At 62.2% G+C, this 15,651-nt stretch carries 15 protein-coding genes and 21 tRNA genes; 27 read left to right on the forward strand and 9 right to left on the reverse strand.

Translation table 11 applies throughout. The annotated features are described in order from the left end of the window. From ACMDW7_RS12355 to ACMDW7_RS12455, 21 genes are all read left to right on the forward strand, one after another. Entirely contained in the window at positions 1-1,602 is a 1,602-nt protein-coding gene (locus ACMDW7_RS12355) for a hypothetical protein (protein WP_377304185.1), read from the forward strand. After that, positions 1,589-3,340 (forward strand): tyrosine-type recombinase/integrase, encoded by a 1,752-nt coding sequence (locus ACMDW7_RS12360; RefSeq protein WP_377304183.1) that lies wholly within the window; start codon positions 1,589-1,591, stop codon positions 3,338-3,340. The genes ACMDW7_RS12355 and ACMDW7_RS12360 overlap by 14 nt, the downstream gene beginning before the upstream one ends. Beyond that, positions 3,337-3,759: a TetR family transcriptional regulator gene (locus tag ACMDW7_RS12365; protein WP_377304181.1), complete on the forward strand. Its 423-nt coding sequence runs from the start codon at positions 3,337-3,339 to the stop codon at positions 3,757-3,759. Before ACMDW7_RS12360 ends, ACMDW7_RS12365 begins: the two co-directional genes overlap by 4 nt. 121 nt (positions 3,760-3,880) lie before the next feature. Further along, positions 3,881-3,956: transfer RNA gene (locus ACMDW7_RS12370), tRNA-Glu, on the forward strand. Positions 3,957-3,965: 9 nt separating this feature from the next. Further along, positions 3,966-4,042 (forward strand) — tRNA-Ala (locus ACMDW7_RS12375). Positions 4,043-4,049: 7 nt separating this feature from the next. Continuing rightward, positions 4,050-4,125, forward strand: a tRNA-Val gene (locus ACMDW7_RS12380). A gap of 4 nt (positions 4,126-4,129) precedes the next feature. Beyond that, a tRNA-Ile gene (locus ACMDW7_RS12385) sits at positions 4,130-4,204 on the forward strand. A 94-nt stretch (positions 4,205-4,298) separates the two neighbouring features. Beyond that, positions 4,299-4,375, forward strand: a tRNA-Cys gene (locus tag ACMDW7_RS12390). A gap of 8 nt (positions 4,376-4,383) precedes the next feature. After that, positions 4,384-4,460: transfer RNA gene (locus ACMDW7_RS12395), tRNA-Thr, on the forward strand. An 8-nt stretch (positions 4,461-4,468) separates the two neighbouring features. Continuing rightward, positions 4,469-4,544, forward strand: a tRNA-Arg gene (locus ACMDW7_RS12400). A gap of 120 nt (positions 4,545-4,664) precedes the next feature. Beyond that, positions 4,665-4,741, forward strand: a tRNA-Pro gene (locus tag ACMDW7_RS12405). A gap of 7 nt (positions 4,742-4,748) precedes the next feature. Then, positions 4,749-4,824 (forward strand) — tRNA-Asn (locus tag ACMDW7_RS12410). Between the two features lie 6 nt (positions 4,825-4,830). Beyond that, positions 4,831-4,914 (forward strand) — tRNA-Tyr (locus tag ACMDW7_RS12415). A gap of 162 nt (positions 4,915-5,076) precedes the next feature. After that, a tRNA-Gly gene (locus ACMDW7_RS12420) sits at positions 5,077-5,151 on the forward strand. A 7-nt stretch (positions 5,152-5,158) separates the two neighbouring features. After that, positions 5,159-5,234, forward strand: a tRNA-Trp gene (locus tag ACMDW7_RS12425). Positions 5,235-5,244: 10 nt separating this feature from the next. Then, positions 5,245-5,320 (forward strand) — tRNA-Lys (locus ACMDW7_RS12430). Positions 5,321-5,345: 25 nt separating this feature from the next. Continuing rightward, positions 5,346-5,421, forward strand: a tRNA-Arg gene (locus ACMDW7_RS12435). Between the two features lie 29 nt (positions 5,422-5,450). Next, positions 5,451-6,656: an RtcB family protein gene (locus ACMDW7_RS12440; RefSeq protein ID WP_377304179.1), complete on the forward strand. Its 1,206-nt coding sequence runs from the start codon at positions 5,451-5,453 to the stop codon at positions 6,654-6,656. A gap of 82 nt (positions 6,657-6,738) precedes the next feature. Further along, positions 6,739-6,815, forward strand: a tRNA-Pro gene (locus ACMDW7_RS12445). 11 nt (positions 6,816-6,826) lie between these two features. Further along, positions 6,827-6,902: transfer RNA gene (locus ACMDW7_RS12450), tRNA-Lys, on the forward strand. 101 nt (positions 6,903-7,003) lie between these two features. Continuing rightward, positions 7,004-7,079: transfer RNA gene (locus tag ACMDW7_RS12455), tRNA-His, on the forward strand. Between the two features lie 40 nt (positions 7,080-7,119). Here the strand turns inward: ACMDW7_RS12455 and ACMDW7_RS12460 are convergent. Then, entirely contained in the window at positions 7,120-7,812 is a 693-nt protein-coding gene (locus ACMDW7_RS12460) for a DUF6988 family protein (protein ID WP_377304177.1), read from the reverse strand. Positions 7,813-7,851: 39 nt separating this feature from the next. Here ACMDW7_RS12460 and ACMDW7_RS12465 point away from each other — a divergent pair. The 5 genes from ACMDW7_RS12465 (at position 7,852) to ACMDW7_RS12485 (ending at position 8,983) form a co-directional block, all read left to right on the forward strand. Beyond that, positions 7,852-7,936: transfer RNA gene (locus ACMDW7_RS12465), tRNA-Leu, on the forward strand. Between the two features lie 11 nt (positions 7,937-7,947). Continuing rightward, positions 7,948-8,030: transfer RNA gene (locus ACMDW7_RS12470), tRNA-Leu, on the forward strand. A 176-nt stretch (positions 8,031-8,206) separates the two neighbouring features. Continuing rightward, positions 8,207-8,282: transfer RNA gene (locus ACMDW7_RS12475), tRNA-Asp, on the forward strand. 8 nt (positions 8,283-8,290) lie between these two features. Continuing rightward, a tRNA-Arg gene (locus tag ACMDW7_RS12480) sits at positions 8,291-8,367 on the forward strand. A 49-nt stretch (positions 8,368-8,416) separates the two neighbouring features. After that, positions 8,417-8,983 carry an HNH endonuclease gene (locus tag ACMDW7_RS12485; RefSeq protein ID WP_377304175.1) on the forward strand — a complete coding sequence of 189 codons (567 nt, stop codon included), beginning with the start codon at positions 8,417-8,419 and terminating at the stop codon, positions 8,981-8,983. Between the two features lie 315 nt (positions 8,984-9,298). Here the strand turns inward: ACMDW7_RS12485 and ACMDW7_RS12490 are convergent, their stop codons facing one another. After that, positions 9,299-9,688: a hypothetical protein gene (locus ACMDW7_RS12490; RefSeq protein ID WP_377304173.1), complete on the reverse strand. Its 390-nt coding sequence runs from the start codon at positions 9,686-9,688 to the stop codon at positions 9,299-9,301. A gap of 236 nt (positions 9,689-9,924) precedes the next feature. Here ACMDW7_RS12490 and ACMDW7_RS12495 point away from each other — a divergent pair, with 236 nt between their 5' ends. Further along, a complete protein-coding gene (locus tag ACMDW7_RS12495; protein WP_377304172.1) occupies positions 9,925-10,155 on the forward strand; it encodes a hypothetical protein in 231 nt (76 codons plus the stop codon). Between the two features lie 33 nt (positions 10,156-10,188). Here ACMDW7_RS12495 and ACMDW7_RS12500 read toward each other — a convergent pair whose 3' ends face one another. The 7 genes from ACMDW7_RS12500 to ACMDW7_RS12530 all read right to left on the reverse strand — a co-directional run bounded on the left by ACMDW7_RS12500 (position 10,189) and on the right by ACMDW7_RS12530 (position 15,639). Further along, complete coding sequence (locus tag ACMDW7_RS12500) at positions 10,189-11,349, reverse strand: hypothetical protein (protein ID WP_377304170.1); 1,161 nt, start codon at positions 11,347-11,349, stop codon at positions 10,189-10,191. Between the two features lie 67 nt (positions 11,350-11,416). Continuing rightward, positions 11,417-11,713, reverse strand: coding sequence for a hypothetical protein (locus ACMDW7_RS12505; protein WP_377304168.1), 297 nt, complete (start codon positions 11,711-11,713; stop codon positions 11,417-11,419). Continuing rightward, positions 11,710-12,024, reverse strand: coding sequence for a hypothetical protein (locus ACMDW7_RS12510; protein WP_377304166.1), 315 nt, complete (start codon positions 12,022-12,024; stop codon positions 11,710-11,712). The genes ACMDW7_RS12505 and ACMDW7_RS12510 overlap by 4 nt, the downstream gene beginning before the upstream one ends. Then, positions 12,021-12,566 (reverse strand): hypothetical protein, encoded by a 546-nt coding sequence (locus ACMDW7_RS12515; RefSeq protein WP_377304164.1) that lies wholly within the window; start codon positions 12,564-12,566, stop codon positions 12,021-12,023. Before ACMDW7_RS12515 ends, ACMDW7_RS12510 begins: the two co-directional genes overlap by 4 nt. A 20-nt stretch (positions 12,567-12,586) precedes the next feature. After that, positions 12,587-12,856, reverse strand: coding sequence for a PAAR domain-containing protein (locus ACMDW7_RS12520; RefSeq protein ID WP_377304162.1), 270 nt, complete (start codon positions 12,854-12,856; stop codon positions 12,587-12,589). 88 nt (positions 12,857-12,944) lie between these two features. Next, entirely contained in the window at positions 12,945-14,921 is a 1,977-nt protein-coding gene (locus tag ACMDW7_RS12525; protein ID WP_377304160.1) for a T6SS phospholipase effector Tle1-like catalytic domain-containing protein, read from the reverse strand. 220 nt (positions 14,922-15,141) lie between these two features. Continuing rightward, the gene (locus ACMDW7_RS12530) at positions 15,142-15,639 is read right to left on the reverse strand and encodes a DUF3304 domain-containing protein (protein WP_414859556.1); all 498 of its coding nucleotides are present in this window, start codon (positions 15,637-15,639) and stop codon (positions 15,142-15,144) included. Positions 15,640-15,651 lie beyond the last annotated feature (12 nt).

Genomic DNA, 15,651 nt, shown 5'->3' on the forward strand with positions numbered 1-15,651 from the left:
ATGGCTCGCAGGAAAAACTTTGTCGCAGAGGTGCCGATACCCGTAGCGCCCGCAGTAGCCGGCGCGTCTTCTGAGGTCCGCGATCTCACGATATACGTTCCGACCGGCACCACAGTCATCGGCTTTTCCAAATGGCTTGGCCGAGGGCTCGATGCCTGGGTGGAGGTCAGCTACAGGCAGCTCGCTGCAATGAATCGCAGCAAGGAACGGTCGGGCGAAACCTTGTGTGGCTACGCGCGCAGCGGATTGTTCACGTTCTTTCGCTTCCTGGAAGCGACCGGGGCGTGCCCCGAGCCAGCGCGTCTCTCGGCCCCCGTGATGTCGTCGTTCATTGCCTGGCTGAAGGCCGGCAATGCCAGCAAGAAGCCATCCTCACAGCGCATCACGTTCAGCCAGTTGATGGCGTTCCTGCAGGCACTCCACAAGGCCTCGGCAGTCCCCGACCCATCAGGCTTGGTGCGCGGTAAGCCCTTTCGCGGGTGCAAGTCTGAGAGCACAGCGCCACTGTCGAGGCGCGAACGACAAGCTGTCGTCAACGCGCTGAAGGCAGACATCATCGCCATCCACCAGATGCCGGGCGCATTGAGCGACACGCAAGCGCTGGTCGCCTTTGGGCTATCGCTGAGCCTGCGCACGGGCATCAACACCACCCCGATGCTCACCCTGGGCCGGTCTGCGATGAGCAAGCACCCCTTCATGCCGAAGATGGGCATGCTCTCGCTTTTCAAGGGGCGGTCCCGCGGCGAGCAATGGGTTCCATTGGTCGCCTCGTCGTCGGTGCTCGAAAGAGTGCCCGTTCCGATGGACGGTTTCGCCCTGTTCCAGAAACTCGTTGAGTACACCGCTCCGCTGGCCGCCGTTGCGCCCCCGGAGTGGCGGGACTGCCTGTGGCTTTACCGGTCTGACGCTCAGAACCGCAAGGGCAATCTGATGCGACTTACCGAGGTGCTGTTTTCGACGGCCGTCGCCGCTTTCGTTAGGCGACACGGCTTGCTAGGAGACGATGGCGAGCCGCTGGTACTAAACAACCGGCGCCTGCGGGTCACGCTGGAAAACCGTCTCTGGGAACTATCGAACGGTGACCTCGTTACCGTTGCTGCCCTCATGCGGCACGCGCCGCGCACTTCTGACGAGCACTACCTTGCGGTTACTGCCGAGATGCGGGCCCATGCGACGGTTGTTCACGAGGATCTTCCAAATGTCTACCGTCAGGGAGCACAGCCGACCACGCTCAGCCCGACCCCAGTGGGCGCCTGCGCCGACACGCTGTACGGCGAGCGAGCACCGAAGAACGGTTCGAGTCACTGCGCAGACTTCCTGAGCTGCCTTAGATGCCGCAGCTACGCGATCGTCGGCAGCGAACGGGACCTACATCGGCTGTTCAGCTTTTACGGGTTCCTAGAGCGTGAGAAGCAGGCAGCAAAGTCTTCCGAGTGGGTGTCCTACTTCACTTGGCTGCAGACACTCATCGACACCTTTACCAGCGAGAAGTTCGACCCTGAGTTGGTCGAGCAGGCAAGGGAACAGGCCCGGGTCAAGCCCCTGACGTTCTGGAAGAACTATGGTGGCATGCGGAGAGAGGAAACAGATGGTGCGGCTTGACGTGCACACACTGAGTGCGCAGCTAGACAGCGCGGCGCGCGGGCAGGGCGTCGAGGTCGTCGTCTCTGCAGTTGTGGATAGCTCCGGTGTGCAACATGTCGTGTCGCGCTATGGAGATGACCTATGGGACCTCTGGCCGTTCTTCGAACAGTCGAACGTGCAAGGCGGCCGCAAGACCATAGACTGGGGTAGCTTCCCTGAGTCGTTCAAGCCCGACTGTAAGGCCGTGCTCTACCGGTACTGGAAGGTTGGGATGCCGAACGGTGTCGAGCCCCCGCTTGCCACAACGATTCGGCGCCACGCAACGGCTCTGCTGCCCTTCACCAGATTCTTGGCCACAGTTGGGGTGGCGACGTTCGCGGATGTCAGGCCCATTCACTGCACGAGCTTCATTCATGTCCAGCGCAGCGAAGGACTGTCTGTCGACATGCTCCAAAAGTCACGCGCTGCCATCCGGCTGCTGTACATGTTTCGGGAAGAGTGCTCGGCTCCGCTTGACTTCGACCCCTGGCCAGACGGGGTGGGTGCTGAGACCGTCGGCGATGCCGATGTTGGAGGCAGTGTCGGCAAGACGAAGCTCATTCCGGCCGATGACCTGGCGCTCATCTTCAAGTTCGCTGAGACCACCATCCAGCAAGCCGACCAATTGCTCGATGAGGTGGAAGCTGGCGCGCGGAGCTTTGATACGGACCCGGCAGTAAGGCTGATTCGCGATGCGTGCTTCTTCATGCTTGGCATCCTCACCGGCATGCGTTGTGAAGAGTTGGCTGGCGTCCAGGTCGGTGCTGGGCGAACGGAGGTACAGGGTGGCGTGAAGCATCACTGGGTCAAAAGCGTCGAGCACAAGACGAGAAAGGGCCCGGTCGAGTACCTCATGCCGGCGTTCGGACATACCGTGCTCAGAGTCATGGAGCGCTGGTCGCAGCCGCTTCGAGTGCGACTGGCGTCGGAACTGGCGGCCTTACAGGCGGTCACGGGGCGCAGCCTCGCGCTGACGGAACTCAAGCGCCTCGCTGCGATTCAGCAATGCAAGAACGCGTTGTTCCTGACTCTAGCTAAGAGCCGCTCCGGTATCGCGCAGATGTCGGGCATCGGATGGCACGCTGCCATGAACGAATTCGCCGAGCGCGCTGGCTCCGACTGGGCGCTGGCGCCCCACCAGCTCCGAAGGACGTATGCCTGGACCTTCGTGCGGCATCGACTGGGCAACATGCTGCTGCTCAAGGAGCAGTTCAAACACTCCTCGATGTCGATGACAGAACTCTACGCGGCCAATCCGCAGCAGGACGCGGCGTTGTATGAGGAACTGCTGACGGAGATGTCAGCCTTCAAGGTTGAACTCTTGACCCGATGGACGAGCGACGACAGCCCTTTGAGCGGCGGTGCGGGCAGGCGAATAGCGCAGATGCGTGCCAATGCCTTTGACAGTCGGGAAGAGTTGATTCGAGATACGGCCGAAGCCGTGCGCATTCGGGCCACGGGCCACGCCTGGTGCCTTGCGCAAGACGACGGATGCGGTGGCGCCGGCCTCTATGAAATGTCGCGATGCGGAGGCTGCGGAAGCTCTTGCATCGACCGCTCCCAAGCAGCAGTCTGGAGAGAGCTATACGACCAGCAGAAGGAACTGCTGGACGAGGCCGAGCACCTGGGTCCTGGTGCCCAGCAGCGCGTGCGACGTGACTTCGAAACTGCACACGCCGTCCTGACTGACCTTGGCTTAGTCGAGCAGAAGCCATGAGTCGGACGTCCAAGTCCCCTGGTAAGCAAGAAGGCATTACACGGCCACGTCGGGACCGCGGCGAGACGACGAAAGACTTGCAAAGGGCGCTTCAAGGTCTGCAGGAAGCTGGGGCCCGCGTCAGCATCTCTGCGGTCGCTGCGGCAGTCGGGGTAACGCCCGGCCTGATTCACAACAAGTACCCGGCCGTCGCCGAGGCGATTCGCTTGGCCTCGGGTCGCACCGTCAAAGCCCGTCTCACAGACCTGCAGCAGCAGTTGCAGGAAGCTTTGGCACGGAATGCCGAGCTTCGGAAGGAGAACGCGGAACTGCTGCACGAAGTCCGAGATCTTGCCTCGGTCAACGAAAGCATCCGGCAGCAACTCGCCGTGGCGCGTGCAACTGCCACCGGGAAAGTGGTACGCATTCCAACCCCGTAGCGGTTGGGAAACGAACAGCAGCGGCAGCTCGCACAGGTGCATGGAAACTGTTACTTCCCATAAGACGGCCTGAAGAGCCGGGCGTCGGTGGATCGTTCCCACCTCGCTGCACCAGTTTCCAGTTCCGTTCGTCTAGAGGCCTAGGACAGCACTCTTTCAAGGTGCATACAGGGGTTCGATTCCCCTACGGAACGCCAATCGTTCATGGGCCCGTAGCTCAGCAGGTAGAGCAGCTGTTTTGCACGCAGTCGGTCATCGGTTCGATTCCGATCGTGGTCCACCACATCTTCATCCGGGTAGCTCAGCAGGTAGAGCGCCTGCCTTACAAGCAGGGTGTCGGCCGTTCGATTCGGTCACCGGATACCAGTCGCGCCGGGTAGCACAGTGGCAGAGCACCGTCTTGATAAGGCGGGGGTCGGTGGATCGTTCCCACCTCCGGCGACCAGATTTGTTGGGGCGTAGCTCAATCGGTAGAGCACCGGTCTTTGAAGCCGGTGGTTGCAGGTTCGAGGCCTGCCGCCCTTGCCAACCCGTTCCATCGCACAGTACCCAAGAGGCCCAAGGGCACGGTCTGCAACACCGTTGATCGCCGGTTCGACTCCGGCCTGTGCGTCCATCCTCATCGCCGCCGTAGCTCAGCAGGAAGAGCAGCCGCCTTGTAAGCGGCAGGTCGCAGGTTCGAAGCCGTGCCGGTGGCTCCAGTGTCCATATGCCCGTAGCTCAGTTGAAAGAGCATCGGAATACGAATCCGAAGGCCGCAGGTTTGAGCCCTGCCGGGCATGCCAGTCCCATGGAAAGTTGCGCGAGCGGTCCACGCGCGCGGTTTGCTCAACCGATGGTCGCCTTCGCGCGGCGCCCAGGTTCCGCGTTCAGCAGACTCGCTGGACTTTCCGCCAGTTCATCGTCGGGGCGTAGCTCAGCCCGATAGAGCGCCCGCTTTGGGAGCGGGAGGCCCGGGGTTTGAGTCCCCGCACCCCGACCAGTGTTGATCCCCGATAGCTCAGCAGGTAGAGCACGCGGCTGTTAACCGCGCCGTCGGACGTTCGAGCCGTCCTCGGGGAGCCAGATCATGGAGGTGTGGCAGAGAGGTCGATTGCGGCCGCCTGTAAAGCGGTTCCCTCGGGCACGTTGGTTCAAATCCAGCCGCCTCCACCATCACAACGCGCCGGTGCGCGCTCCCCAGCGGCCAGATAGGCCGCGGGATCGGGCGAACAGACCCCGCACCGGCGTGATGCGCCGACATCTCGATCAGCAGCTCTGTCGGCGCGGGTGGCGCTGTCTCCTTCACCGGAGGCAGCGCCTGATCCCGAATTGCATGCGGGCGTGGCCGATCGGTTCAGGCACCTGCCTTCCAAGCAGATCAACCGGGTTCGACACCCGGCGTCCGCTCCACTTGCTTGGACCGCTAGCTCAATGGGCAGAGCACTGGTCTCCAAAACCAGGGGTTGGGCGTTCGACTCGCTCGCGGTTCGCCATCGTCTTCATCGGCCCGTAGCTCATCCGGTAGAGCACCCGGCTTTTAACCGGGGGGTAGTCGGTTCAAGCCCGACCGGGCCGACCAGCCGACCCTCCTCACTTATCCCTTCCTCCCGTTAGCTCAGCGAACAGAGCAGCCGGCTTCTACCCGGCGGGTCGGGCGTTTGAATCGCTCACGGGAGGCCATCGTTTACAACCTTCACAGGAGAACTGCCATGCAAGAACTCATGCCCCAAGTGCGCGGATGGGTGCAGGGGCTGGAGATCGAGCCGGCCGCCCTGAGCCAGTTGCGCAACATCTCAAAGCTGCCGATCCTGGCCGGTCCGATGGCCGTGATGCCTGACGTCCACATGGGTATCGGTGCGACCGTCGGCTCCGTGATCCCGACCAAAGCTGCCGTGATTCCCAGCGCCGTGGGCGTGGACATCGGCTGCGGGATGCTCGCTGCACGCACGCAGCTGCGCGCCGAGGATCTGCCGACCTCACTGGCCAAGCTGCGCGCACAGATCGAACGCGATATTCCAGTAGGTTTCGACGCCCACAAGGACATGCCGCGCGTGAAGTCGATCGGACTCGAGGGTATGAAGCTCGATCAGCGCCGGGTCGCCCTGGAGGATCGCTTCCAGAAGCTGAAGATCCGCGAGTATCTGGGCCGGTTCGAGGAATCCCGCCTGTGGAAGCAGTGCGGAACGCTGGGCGGCGGTAACCACTTCATCGAGGTCTGTCTGGATGAAGACGGCTCGGTGTGGCTGATGCTGCACTCGGGCTCGCGCAACATCGGCAAGACGATTGGTGAGTGCGCCATCAACCTGGCCAAGGACCAGGCTCGCGAGCTGCAGCGCAACCTGCCGGACCGCGACCTGGCCTGGCTGGACGAAGGTACGCCGCAGTTCGAGGCCTACATCGAAGCGATGCTCTGGGCCCAGGACTACGCCGCGCTGAACCGCGACATCATGTTCGTGCTGCTGCGTGCAGCCGCCGAGAAGGCCCTGGGTCGTCCGATTCAGATCACCTTCGAGTCGGTGAACTGCCACCACAACTTCACCACGGTGGAAGAGCACTTCGGTGAGCGCATGTGGATCACCCGCAAGGGGGCCGTGCGTGCACAGGCGGGACAGTTCGGGATCATCCCGGGCTCGATGGGTACGCGCAGCTACATCGTGCGTGGCAAGGGCAATCCGATGTCGTACTGCTCGTGCTCGCACGGGGCTGGGCGCCGCATGTCGCGCGGCGAGGCCAAGCGTCTGTTCGATCTGGAGGCCCTCAAGGCCCAGACCGAGGGCGTGGAGTGCCGCAAGGACGGCGGGGTCCTTGATGAGATTCCGGCGGCCTACAAGGACATCGACCAGGTGATGGCTGCGCAGGCTGAACTGGTCGACGTCATGCACACCCTGAAGCAGGTGTTGTGCATCAAGGGTTGAGGCGAAGCGCCTTGGCCGATCCAGTGCCTTGCCTGCGGCGCACCATGTGTGCGCCGTGGAGAAGACATTGAAGGTTTTCAGTCTCGGTGTAGCTCAGCCAGGTAGAGCATCTGCTTCGGGAGCAGAGGGCCGCAGGATCGAAGCCTGCTACCGAGACCAATTCCTACCCTCCCTTCGTAGCTCATCAGGCAGAGCAGCGGACTCTTAATCCGAAGCGCGCAGGTTCGAAACCTGCCGAAGGGACCATCCTGTTGGGGAGTCGCCAAGAGGCTCAAGGCACTGCGTTCTGAGCGCAGACACCGTGGGTTCGAATCCCACCTCCCTTGCCAGAGTCAGTGCCCTGTGGTGTGACCGTAGCTCAATCGGTGGAGCTGCACGCTGTGACCGTGCCGGTTGTCGGTTCGAATCCGACCGGTCACCCCACAGGGCATTGAGCGCTGATCGGCCTGGGCAGCCCGTCGCCCTAAGCCGGGATGCCGGGATCCGACGAAGACCGTGCCTGCGGCTGCGTAATCAGCGGCAAGCACTCCGCGTGCTCGCTGTACGCCCTCGAAATTCGATCCATGAGTGATGGCGAATCGGTCAACGAAGCCAGCAGCCGAAAGCTCAGGTGCAGCAGTCCATTCGAGAGTCGAATGACGCTCTCAGCCAGCTGAGGCGGAAAGCCTGTCAGGGCGCGTTGAAGCGGATGGATCCCGCCATGGACATAGGAATTCAAGGCATGGCGGTTGTACTGGTTGAACTCCTCCAGAGGCTGCAAGAGGCCTGGAGGCGCTGCCTTGACGACGGCGTTCAGCATGTCGATGTAGCCAGGCAGGTTCTTGGCGGCCATTTCAGCCGCCGGGCCGAGTGGCTGGTTGAGCTTCTGTAGCTGGGTTGAGTTTGCGCAGTAGAGCAGCCACGCTGCGCGTAGCAAGGCCTCGTACTGCAGTCGAAGAATCGCGGCACCTGTACGGGGCGCATCCACCGCATTCGCACAGCGCAGTACGTGGGCATGCTCAACGCTCAGCAGGCAAGCAGCCGCAGCCAGCTCGTGTCGTTCGTCTTCAGACGGAACAACGCTCAGGTCTGGCCCGAGAAGATTCTGCATCGCATGTTCAAAGGCGTCTGACTGCGCAAGCAGTCGCTCAAGCGAGGGCGAGGTCTGATCATTCACGATCACGGACTCTGCGCTCTGGGCAGATGCAAGTCAACAGCCCGCCTGGCGAAATGGCAAACGCGGCCGACTCAAACCCGGCCCACCCACGGTGATGCAGGTTCGACTCCTGCGGCGGGCACCAATCATCTTCATCCCCCGGTGGCTCATGGAAACTGGCACACCTACCTGCCTTAGAAGCAGGGCTCTTCTGGGTTCGAATCCCAGCTGGGGGACCATCTCTTGACGGCACCGGTGTCTCGAACACCGACGTAACCGACAGCCTTTCGCAATCCAGAGCCTTTAGCGAGCGAAAGTGCCTGTGAGGCTCGGCTCCGGGCGACCGGGTAAGTGCGTGCGTAGAAAGGCGTGCTATCGCGTGGTGCAAATCCACAGCCGTCATCCCTCCCATCTTGGGGCGTTAACTCAGCGATCAGAGTGCCGGCCTGTCTAGCCGGAAGCCACCGGTTTGAATCCGGTACGCCTCGCCATTCGCCTTGCCGGCGTAGCTCAGTTGAACAGAGCAGCGGCTTCCGAAGCCGCAGGCCGCTGGTTTGAGTCCAGCCGCTGGCGCCAAACCTACACACGATCAGGTTGACTACTTTCTACACCCTGGAGAACCGCGATGCGCGTGCTCAAGCTCGACATCAGCGGCATCCCCGAAGCCTGGATCACCCCGGAGGACGCTGCTGCCTACTACGCCACTGAGAGCGTGGCCTACACATTGGGCGACCCCATGCTGGCGCTTCGCGGCGGGACGAATCGTCATGGCCAGCAATCGCGGATCGAGATCCACCCGATACTGGCGGTGAACGGCGCGTCGGCCGCAGGCGTGCTGCTGGCGGCTACGCCGCGGCTGACCCGCTTCAATCACAAGCTGTTCGCGCGGGATCGCCACCTGTGTGCGTACTGCGGCGCGAGCTATGCCGCAGAGCAACTGACGCGCGAACACGTTGTGCCGTTGGCGCAGGGCGGCGAAGACCGCTGGATGAATGTGGTGACTGCATGCCGGTCATGCAACCAGCGCAAGGCCAACCGCACGCCGGAGCAGGCGCGCATGCCGCTGCTTTACCTGCCGTATGTGCCCTGCCGTTGGGAGGACATGATTCTGCAGGCACGCAACGGCAGCATCCTGGCGGATCAGATGGCGTTTCTTCGGTCGGGGTTGCCGGCGCGGTCGCGGTTGAACTGAGCTCAACGGCGTGCTCTCCCTAGGGCGGCAGGTAGCCTCGGGATTGGGTCACGTCGGCTGGAAGCTCATTGATGGGCTGCCACGTGCGCACGATCAACCCGTGCTCGCGCACTGCGATTCTTTCGCGCCTTAGAAGTTCGGGTGGTACCCCGCAGGCGGAGGTTCCGAGAAAGAACACACGGGTTTCGGAAGTCCCGGTGTGACTCAGCTGGCTTGCTTCGACGCGCTCCGACAGCAGCGCGCGCGGTCCGCGCAAAAAAACCGCTACTTCTTGGCGCGGTGCACTTGCCACTGATCCCCGTGGCCGAAGGGTTGCTAGTCGCGCTCGATGACCGCGTAGGTCAACTCCAGCAATTGCATCATCCGTGGGTCGGGGTCGTCCACGTAAGCAATAGCGGACAGCGATGAAATGCTCACTGCGTTACCCCGAGTTTCGACGGTTAGGCTGAGATTGCCCGCATCCATCAGCACCCAGTTGTTCAGTACCAAGGGGATTTCGATGCGTTCGACGTAGTCAAATAGTCGGAGGCAAGAATCTTGATCAGGGTGCACCCGGAATGCTTCGTCGTCCGGTAGAAACTCCTTGTCGCGGCCAAACCCACCGTCCTCCAAAACGCGCGTGAACATCAGTGCAACACCATCAGCAGCGCGTCGCTCGATGAACCACTCTTGCGCCTCACCAATGGCGCCGGGGGTACTGAGCACATGAAGGCGAAGATGTTCCACGTTGGGTCGACGTCGTCGCAGGAGGCGCATAGCCTACTGAATGGCAGCCCGCTCCGCCAGCAGCGCGGCGATCAGGCGGCCGGCACATTGACGGTCTACTCGCGCGCCACCGCCTGCAGACCCAAGCGATACCCCTGCAGCATCGCCGGGTCCTGAGCCCGATCTGCTCCGAAGGTGACAGCGCCGCCCGACGGCCTCACCCTACCCCACCACTCATGCAGAAGACGCTCTACTCCATCCGATTCAAGGCCAACGCTGAAATGGTCTTTCCCATCCAGGCCAAAAAGCTAAGCGACTGGTTCCCGGACTACCGGCCTGAGGACCCGTGCGGTGTGTACGTGGAAATCGAAGGCGGCCCCCCGTTGCTGGTTCAAGCCGTCACTGAGAACGGACGCACCTGGGTACTTTCGCCGCAAATGGGGCAACTGGTGCCTGTGGACCCGTGAGGGGCAAGCGTCACATCCTGGGTCACGCTGGTTCTAGGGCCCAGGAAAACAGGCGGCAGCGCGCAAGCAGACCTCCGTGGTCTTGCGCTGCGCCAAGGCAGACGTGGGCTCGCAGGCGCCCGGCGTCGGCCCCGTGCCGCACTCAAAAGTCTGTTCAAGTTCCTCGACTTTCATGGCGGGCATCTGAGCACAGAGCCTCGACGCATCGGCTTCACTCATGCGCCGTGCCGCATGCCACGTGGCAACAAACCGGTTTGGTCCTGCTTCACGGATCTGGGGACGCAGGATGCGTGGTGCTGTGACATCGTCCGACCGCATTGAAAGCCGTTCCAGTTCCAGATGAGCCAGTATCGGCTGTTCCGCTTCTTCAGGGCTTGCTTCCCTCAGAACGGACACTTTGCCGCCGTTGAGTGCAAAGCTCAGTTCACAGCGGCGCTCCTCCTGGTATGCGATCCATTGGCCCGGTACCCGCGTCGCGTACGCGGTCTGGCGGTCCTGCCAAGCGATCAGCTGATACCTGTCTGACAGCAGGAAGCCGGTGACATGGGCGACTGCCAAGTCCTCGGCACCGAGCGATCTTTGTGGGACCACCCAGCGCATGAGGCGGCGGGTACTGCTGAGCTGATCGACTTCGATCAGTGTCCTGTCAGCGCTCGTACCTTTCACGACCGCTGCGGTCAATGCGGCGAGACGGTCTGTATTGATGTCGACAGGCTCCGCCCGAAGCGCATCCCGCAGCGCCAGTGCCATGGGCGTCAGGAGCGGCGATTCAATGGGCTCGGAGAACACCAGTCGGGACTGGGGCGCCTTCACCGTCTGCGTCGCCTCCGCGCGTTGCTGACTGACAAGAGCCTGCTTCTCAGCGATTGCTGCCCGCTTGTGCGACATCGACCACACCAGCGATGCGGCTGCGCATACTGCGAGCCCAACCGTCCAGTACGCTAAACCCTGGGGCGGCAGCAGCCACATCAACACAGCGCTCAGCAGCAGCAAGGTGACGAGGAACAGCACCCAAGCAATGACGATGATGTAAAGCACGTAGCCGCCCGAACCCTCAAACGACGGTCGTGCATTTGATTCATGCCAGGCCATGATCCCGTTGAACAGGCTGGCACAGCCCAGCAGGGCGATGAGGCCATGCGCCATCAGCGCCACGATGACGCGCCGGTCTTTCAGCTTGCTCAGGCGGCTCATGCGCTCCGTATCAAGGATTCACGCTCTGGTGCAACGCGGGTGCAACCACGCATGATTTGACAAGTGTTTACGGCTTTGCGGACTCGCCGGCAGAGGCGGGCTTCTCCGCGGACTCCATCTGCTTGACCCGTTCGGCAGCGTCCCGCGCCAGGGCAGCGGCATCCTGTGCCATGGCAGGCTCAGCTCGACTCGCAGCCTCCTGAGCGGCTCGCAGCGCCTCGCGTTCGACACGGCTCAACCACGTTGCCCCGACGCCGTAGAGAAGGCTCAGCCCGATGACGACCTTCAGAAAGCGTGCCTGCGCACGCCGATTGGCACGCTCGTCATCCGGGGCCTCGGAGGCTTGGTGGCGCAGCTCGCTCATCTGCTCATCCCCGAACCCAGCGCCAGGATGGCCAACACGGCAAGACCCGGGATGATGGCAATGGTCGAAGCCTGCAACAGCCACATCCGCTTGAGCGCCCCGGCGGTGCCGACCCCTGCCCCCTCCAGGTAGGCGAGGCCTGCGCAGCAGACGCCACAGATCCAACCGACGAAGACCCAGGCGGCCGTGCCACCCCAGGCGCCTGTAGCGATCCACAGGATCGGTCCACCCAGATGCGATCCAATGCATGCCATCACCCAGCCATGGTGTAGGGTGGGTCGCTGTATCAATGCCGTGTCTGAAGGGTTCATGCGTGCATTTTGGCCGTCGTCGCACGGCGACCGCGGCGGGTTGACGTGCGTGGTGACTGCGATGCTTCCGCTTGGCCCAGCGTGGCGACGTAGGCCTTGCGTGCCGCGACTGCCAGATCGAAGGCGCGCGCCTCACCGTAACGGTGGATGGCGAATCGCTTCGCTCGTGGAAGACCGTTGTCGTCGCGCACGTAGGCCGACCAGTAGGCCAGGATCAAGGGCTCGCCGGAGGCGCTCACGCGCCGATCCTCAATGCGACACACGCCCCGAACCCCCGAGGTGTTGTTCGCTAGCGGTTTGACCGCTTGCTCCTTGCGTGTGTAGCTGGGCAGGGCGGCACGTTGATCGTCGCGCCACTTGCGCGCAGCCGCCAGCGCCTTGCGCTCCGTGCCGTACTGCAGATTGCTGAAGCGCTTGATGTAGCCGCGGTTCTTGCGCTCGAAGTGCACCAGAAACGCCACCGTCCCGGTGGTCAGCGTCGTGACCTTCAGGATGGCCGGCTCGACAGGCTCGTACTGGAGGTTTTCTCGATGAGCAGTCATACGGTGAGACGTGCGGGTGCTCACCCGCGCGTAAGTTGAGGCAGGGTGCCGATCAGCGAGGCGCCAAAGCGCGTCTTGCGCCCTTCAGGAGCGACCGGAATCATGCCAATGATCCATTCCGGATCAACTTCGATGATGACACACGACGCGGTGTGCGCGGGCCGCGGACGCACACAGTGGTCGTCGTTGTACGCGAGGGGTTCACCCATGATGGACGGTTGAATCGCTCCTGCTTGAACCACCGTGCCACCATGGCGACGTAGCTCACCCGGCCGAATCGCTCCCTTCATTCTTCGAGTCCCTCGATGCACAGGAATGGCCCGCATCGGGAGAAAACCGCCTTCGGGCTCACCGTGCGTAGCGCAGCTGAATGTGAACTCAAGCGTGCTCGAAAATCTTGCGGTAGCGCAGATGCCCGCCCGACTCACGCCGTGTGTCGGTGATGAATCCAACCACGGTCCCAGTAAAGAGGCCGGTGGTCGCGCGCAGATCCGCCACGTCTTGATCAGACATCACCGGGAACCCGCCGCCCGAAGGGCCCTGCGCGTCGATGACGCGTTGCTCAAATCGGTTGAGGCTGTGCAGCGTCACTGACAGGGACAGGTTGCCAGCAGTCTCATAGTCCCCTCGCTCGATGGCGTCGTTCATCGATGCGAGATACATGTCATACAGCTTCTTCTTGTTCGTGATCGACTTGATCCATTCCTCTTTCTCAAACTGCGAGGTCGGTCCGAGCATGTAAAAGCTCGCGTGCGAGTCGTGCACATAGGCGTCAAAGAAAGCGTGCGCTGCTGCTGGCACCGTGGCATTCCCCCGAATCTCAGCGATGGCTGCCTTCTGCGCAGCGTTGGCCTTGGGCGGCCGGACGACAGGAACGACTGAAGGAATCGGCGACACCCTCAGCGTCCAACCCACAGAGGACTGCGTCGCACGCTCGGCCTCTGCCACATCACGCCGCCAGTCCAACTCCGAATCCCATAGATCTTGCTTGTCCTGGGCATTGGCACGCGAATAGCTCTGCAGACCGGCGAACGCTGACGTGGGCGAATTTCGCGCCCGCCAGCGCCAATACAGGTGGGTGTGTCTGGCCATTCGGCCGCCGGTCCCGCCATCTGCCGCAGTGACCGGGGCGCGTTCCACATCGCTCGTCCAGTCGCAATACGCCCGGAACGCGGCGTCGACCTCTGGCGCGATGTCGAAGTCAGCGCGGATATCGCCAGGCATCTCCTGCTTGACACGCAGCTGCACCCCTGCGTTGAGCGCCTCGTTGTACATGTCATTGAGCGGAATCTGCGACAGCAAGCTCTTGCGGCCGTTGACGCTCTTGCCCTGATCGCCTGGGCTGTAGCCTCCCCCGACGTCCGAGTGCGCACCCGGATAAACGTACTCCTTGCAACCGCTGCCGAAGCTGCCTCCGGCGCCTGCTGATGACAAGGGAAAGGCCTTGCGAATTTCATGGGCGGCGACATAGTGAACCGTGTTCGCCACGCCGCTGATCCCCAGGTTGCCGTCTGCCCAGTCCATCAGGCCGTCAGCCAGCGGTGCCGAATCCGCGATACCGACGGAAGCCACCGTATCAAAGATGCCCAGGAATCGGATGCTGAGCGCTGCACCGGCAATCTGACCCTGCGAAGCAATCTGAAGCCACTTGCAGAACACTCGGGCCTTTGCAGCACCACGCGAAAAGCCGAACACTGAGACAGTGACCCTGGTGATGGCGGGCTTCCGGTTCTTCAGCTGTTCTGAGAGCTTCGCATCAAGCTGCTTGAAGATGCTCTTGAGCTTGTAGTCCCCAAGCCGCCAAAAAGTCGCCAGTCCCGACCAGACGCTTGTGGCGTACTTGGTCATCTCCTCGTCGTTGAGCAGGGGGGCCTTCGTGACGGACAGGCACACTGCGTTGTAGACCTGCAGGAGGGCGAAGTGGATGCGTGCTTCGCCGCCAGCTGCGAACGCTTTGCCACTGCTGCTCTCAGTCATTTCGCCAATCTGAGCAAACTTGGTGCCTACGCCCGGTATATAGAAGCCAAAGGTCACCTCGCGATCGTTCTTGTGCGCTTCGAACAGAGACACCACATTGGAATGCGAAGGAACGGCCGCGGACTTGTCCCGATCCATGTTGTTGTTCGTGCCGTCAAAGAACACACCGACCTCAATATCCCGACAGCAATTCAGGCCGCTTGTGCTGTTGGGGTCGACTCCGGCGGCGCGACGTGCAAGTTCGCGCGGCGTAGGCTCTCGATCAGCACGATTGAAGTTGCCGGGCTGAGATGGATTGGCCTGCTGGCCTTTGGGGTTATCCCACCAGTCGCCATTTGTTGCGGTTGGCAGGTACTTCAGGTCCGCGGACCACGTCATGGGCTTGCCGGGCCCGTTCAAGCCCGCGGGATCGGTCCAAGTCAGGATCTGACGGCCGTCCGGCTCGATGTAGCACTCACCGGTGAAATGCGTGGGAGACCTGAACCAACGGCACCAGCGCCGCCGGGACTCGGGCTCAAAACGAAACTCGTACCACCCTGCTCGAAACGCCATAGGTTTGAATCAGTGAGACTTCAGAAGGATCGGTGGGTGTACGTGCTCAAGGCTTCTGCACAGGGGCAGCCGCAGGCCGCGTTGGGCGGCCCGGTCCTGGATAGTCGGGGTGCCCAGGATCGACAGGCGCAATGATCACGCGAATCTTTCTGTCCGCAAGGAAATGCACGTGAAGCGTCCCGGGGCGGTCGTACTTCTCGACCTGGACCTCCTGTTCGTGCCAGACAGGCTCTGCATCTTTTCCGACAGCGTTGGGGTCAGCGCTCGCCGTCGCCCAGCGAACCTTGACCTTGAAATCTGCAGTCCACTTCAGTGGATATTGAACGCAGCACACGGACCCACTAGGCAGGTACGGGTAGACGTTGCTTCCCCACGCATCCCCGACGAAGAATCTCCGGATGAACTCGTGGGTATGGTTCCACCCGACAATCGTCGCGGTGCCCCCCTGCTTGCTCGATGCCATCGCAGCTCCTGGCGCGCAGTAAATGCTCAAGACGACCGCAGCACACGCCGCGAGCCATGTGGAAAAACGTATGTTGCCCATGTGTTGCGCTCC

Source organism: Piscinibacterium candidicorallinum (genome assembly GCF_047549485.1).
Lineage (GTDB): Bacteria > Pseudomonadota > Gammaproteobacteria > Burkholderiales > Burkholderiaceae_C > Piscinibacterium > Piscinibacterium candidicorallinum.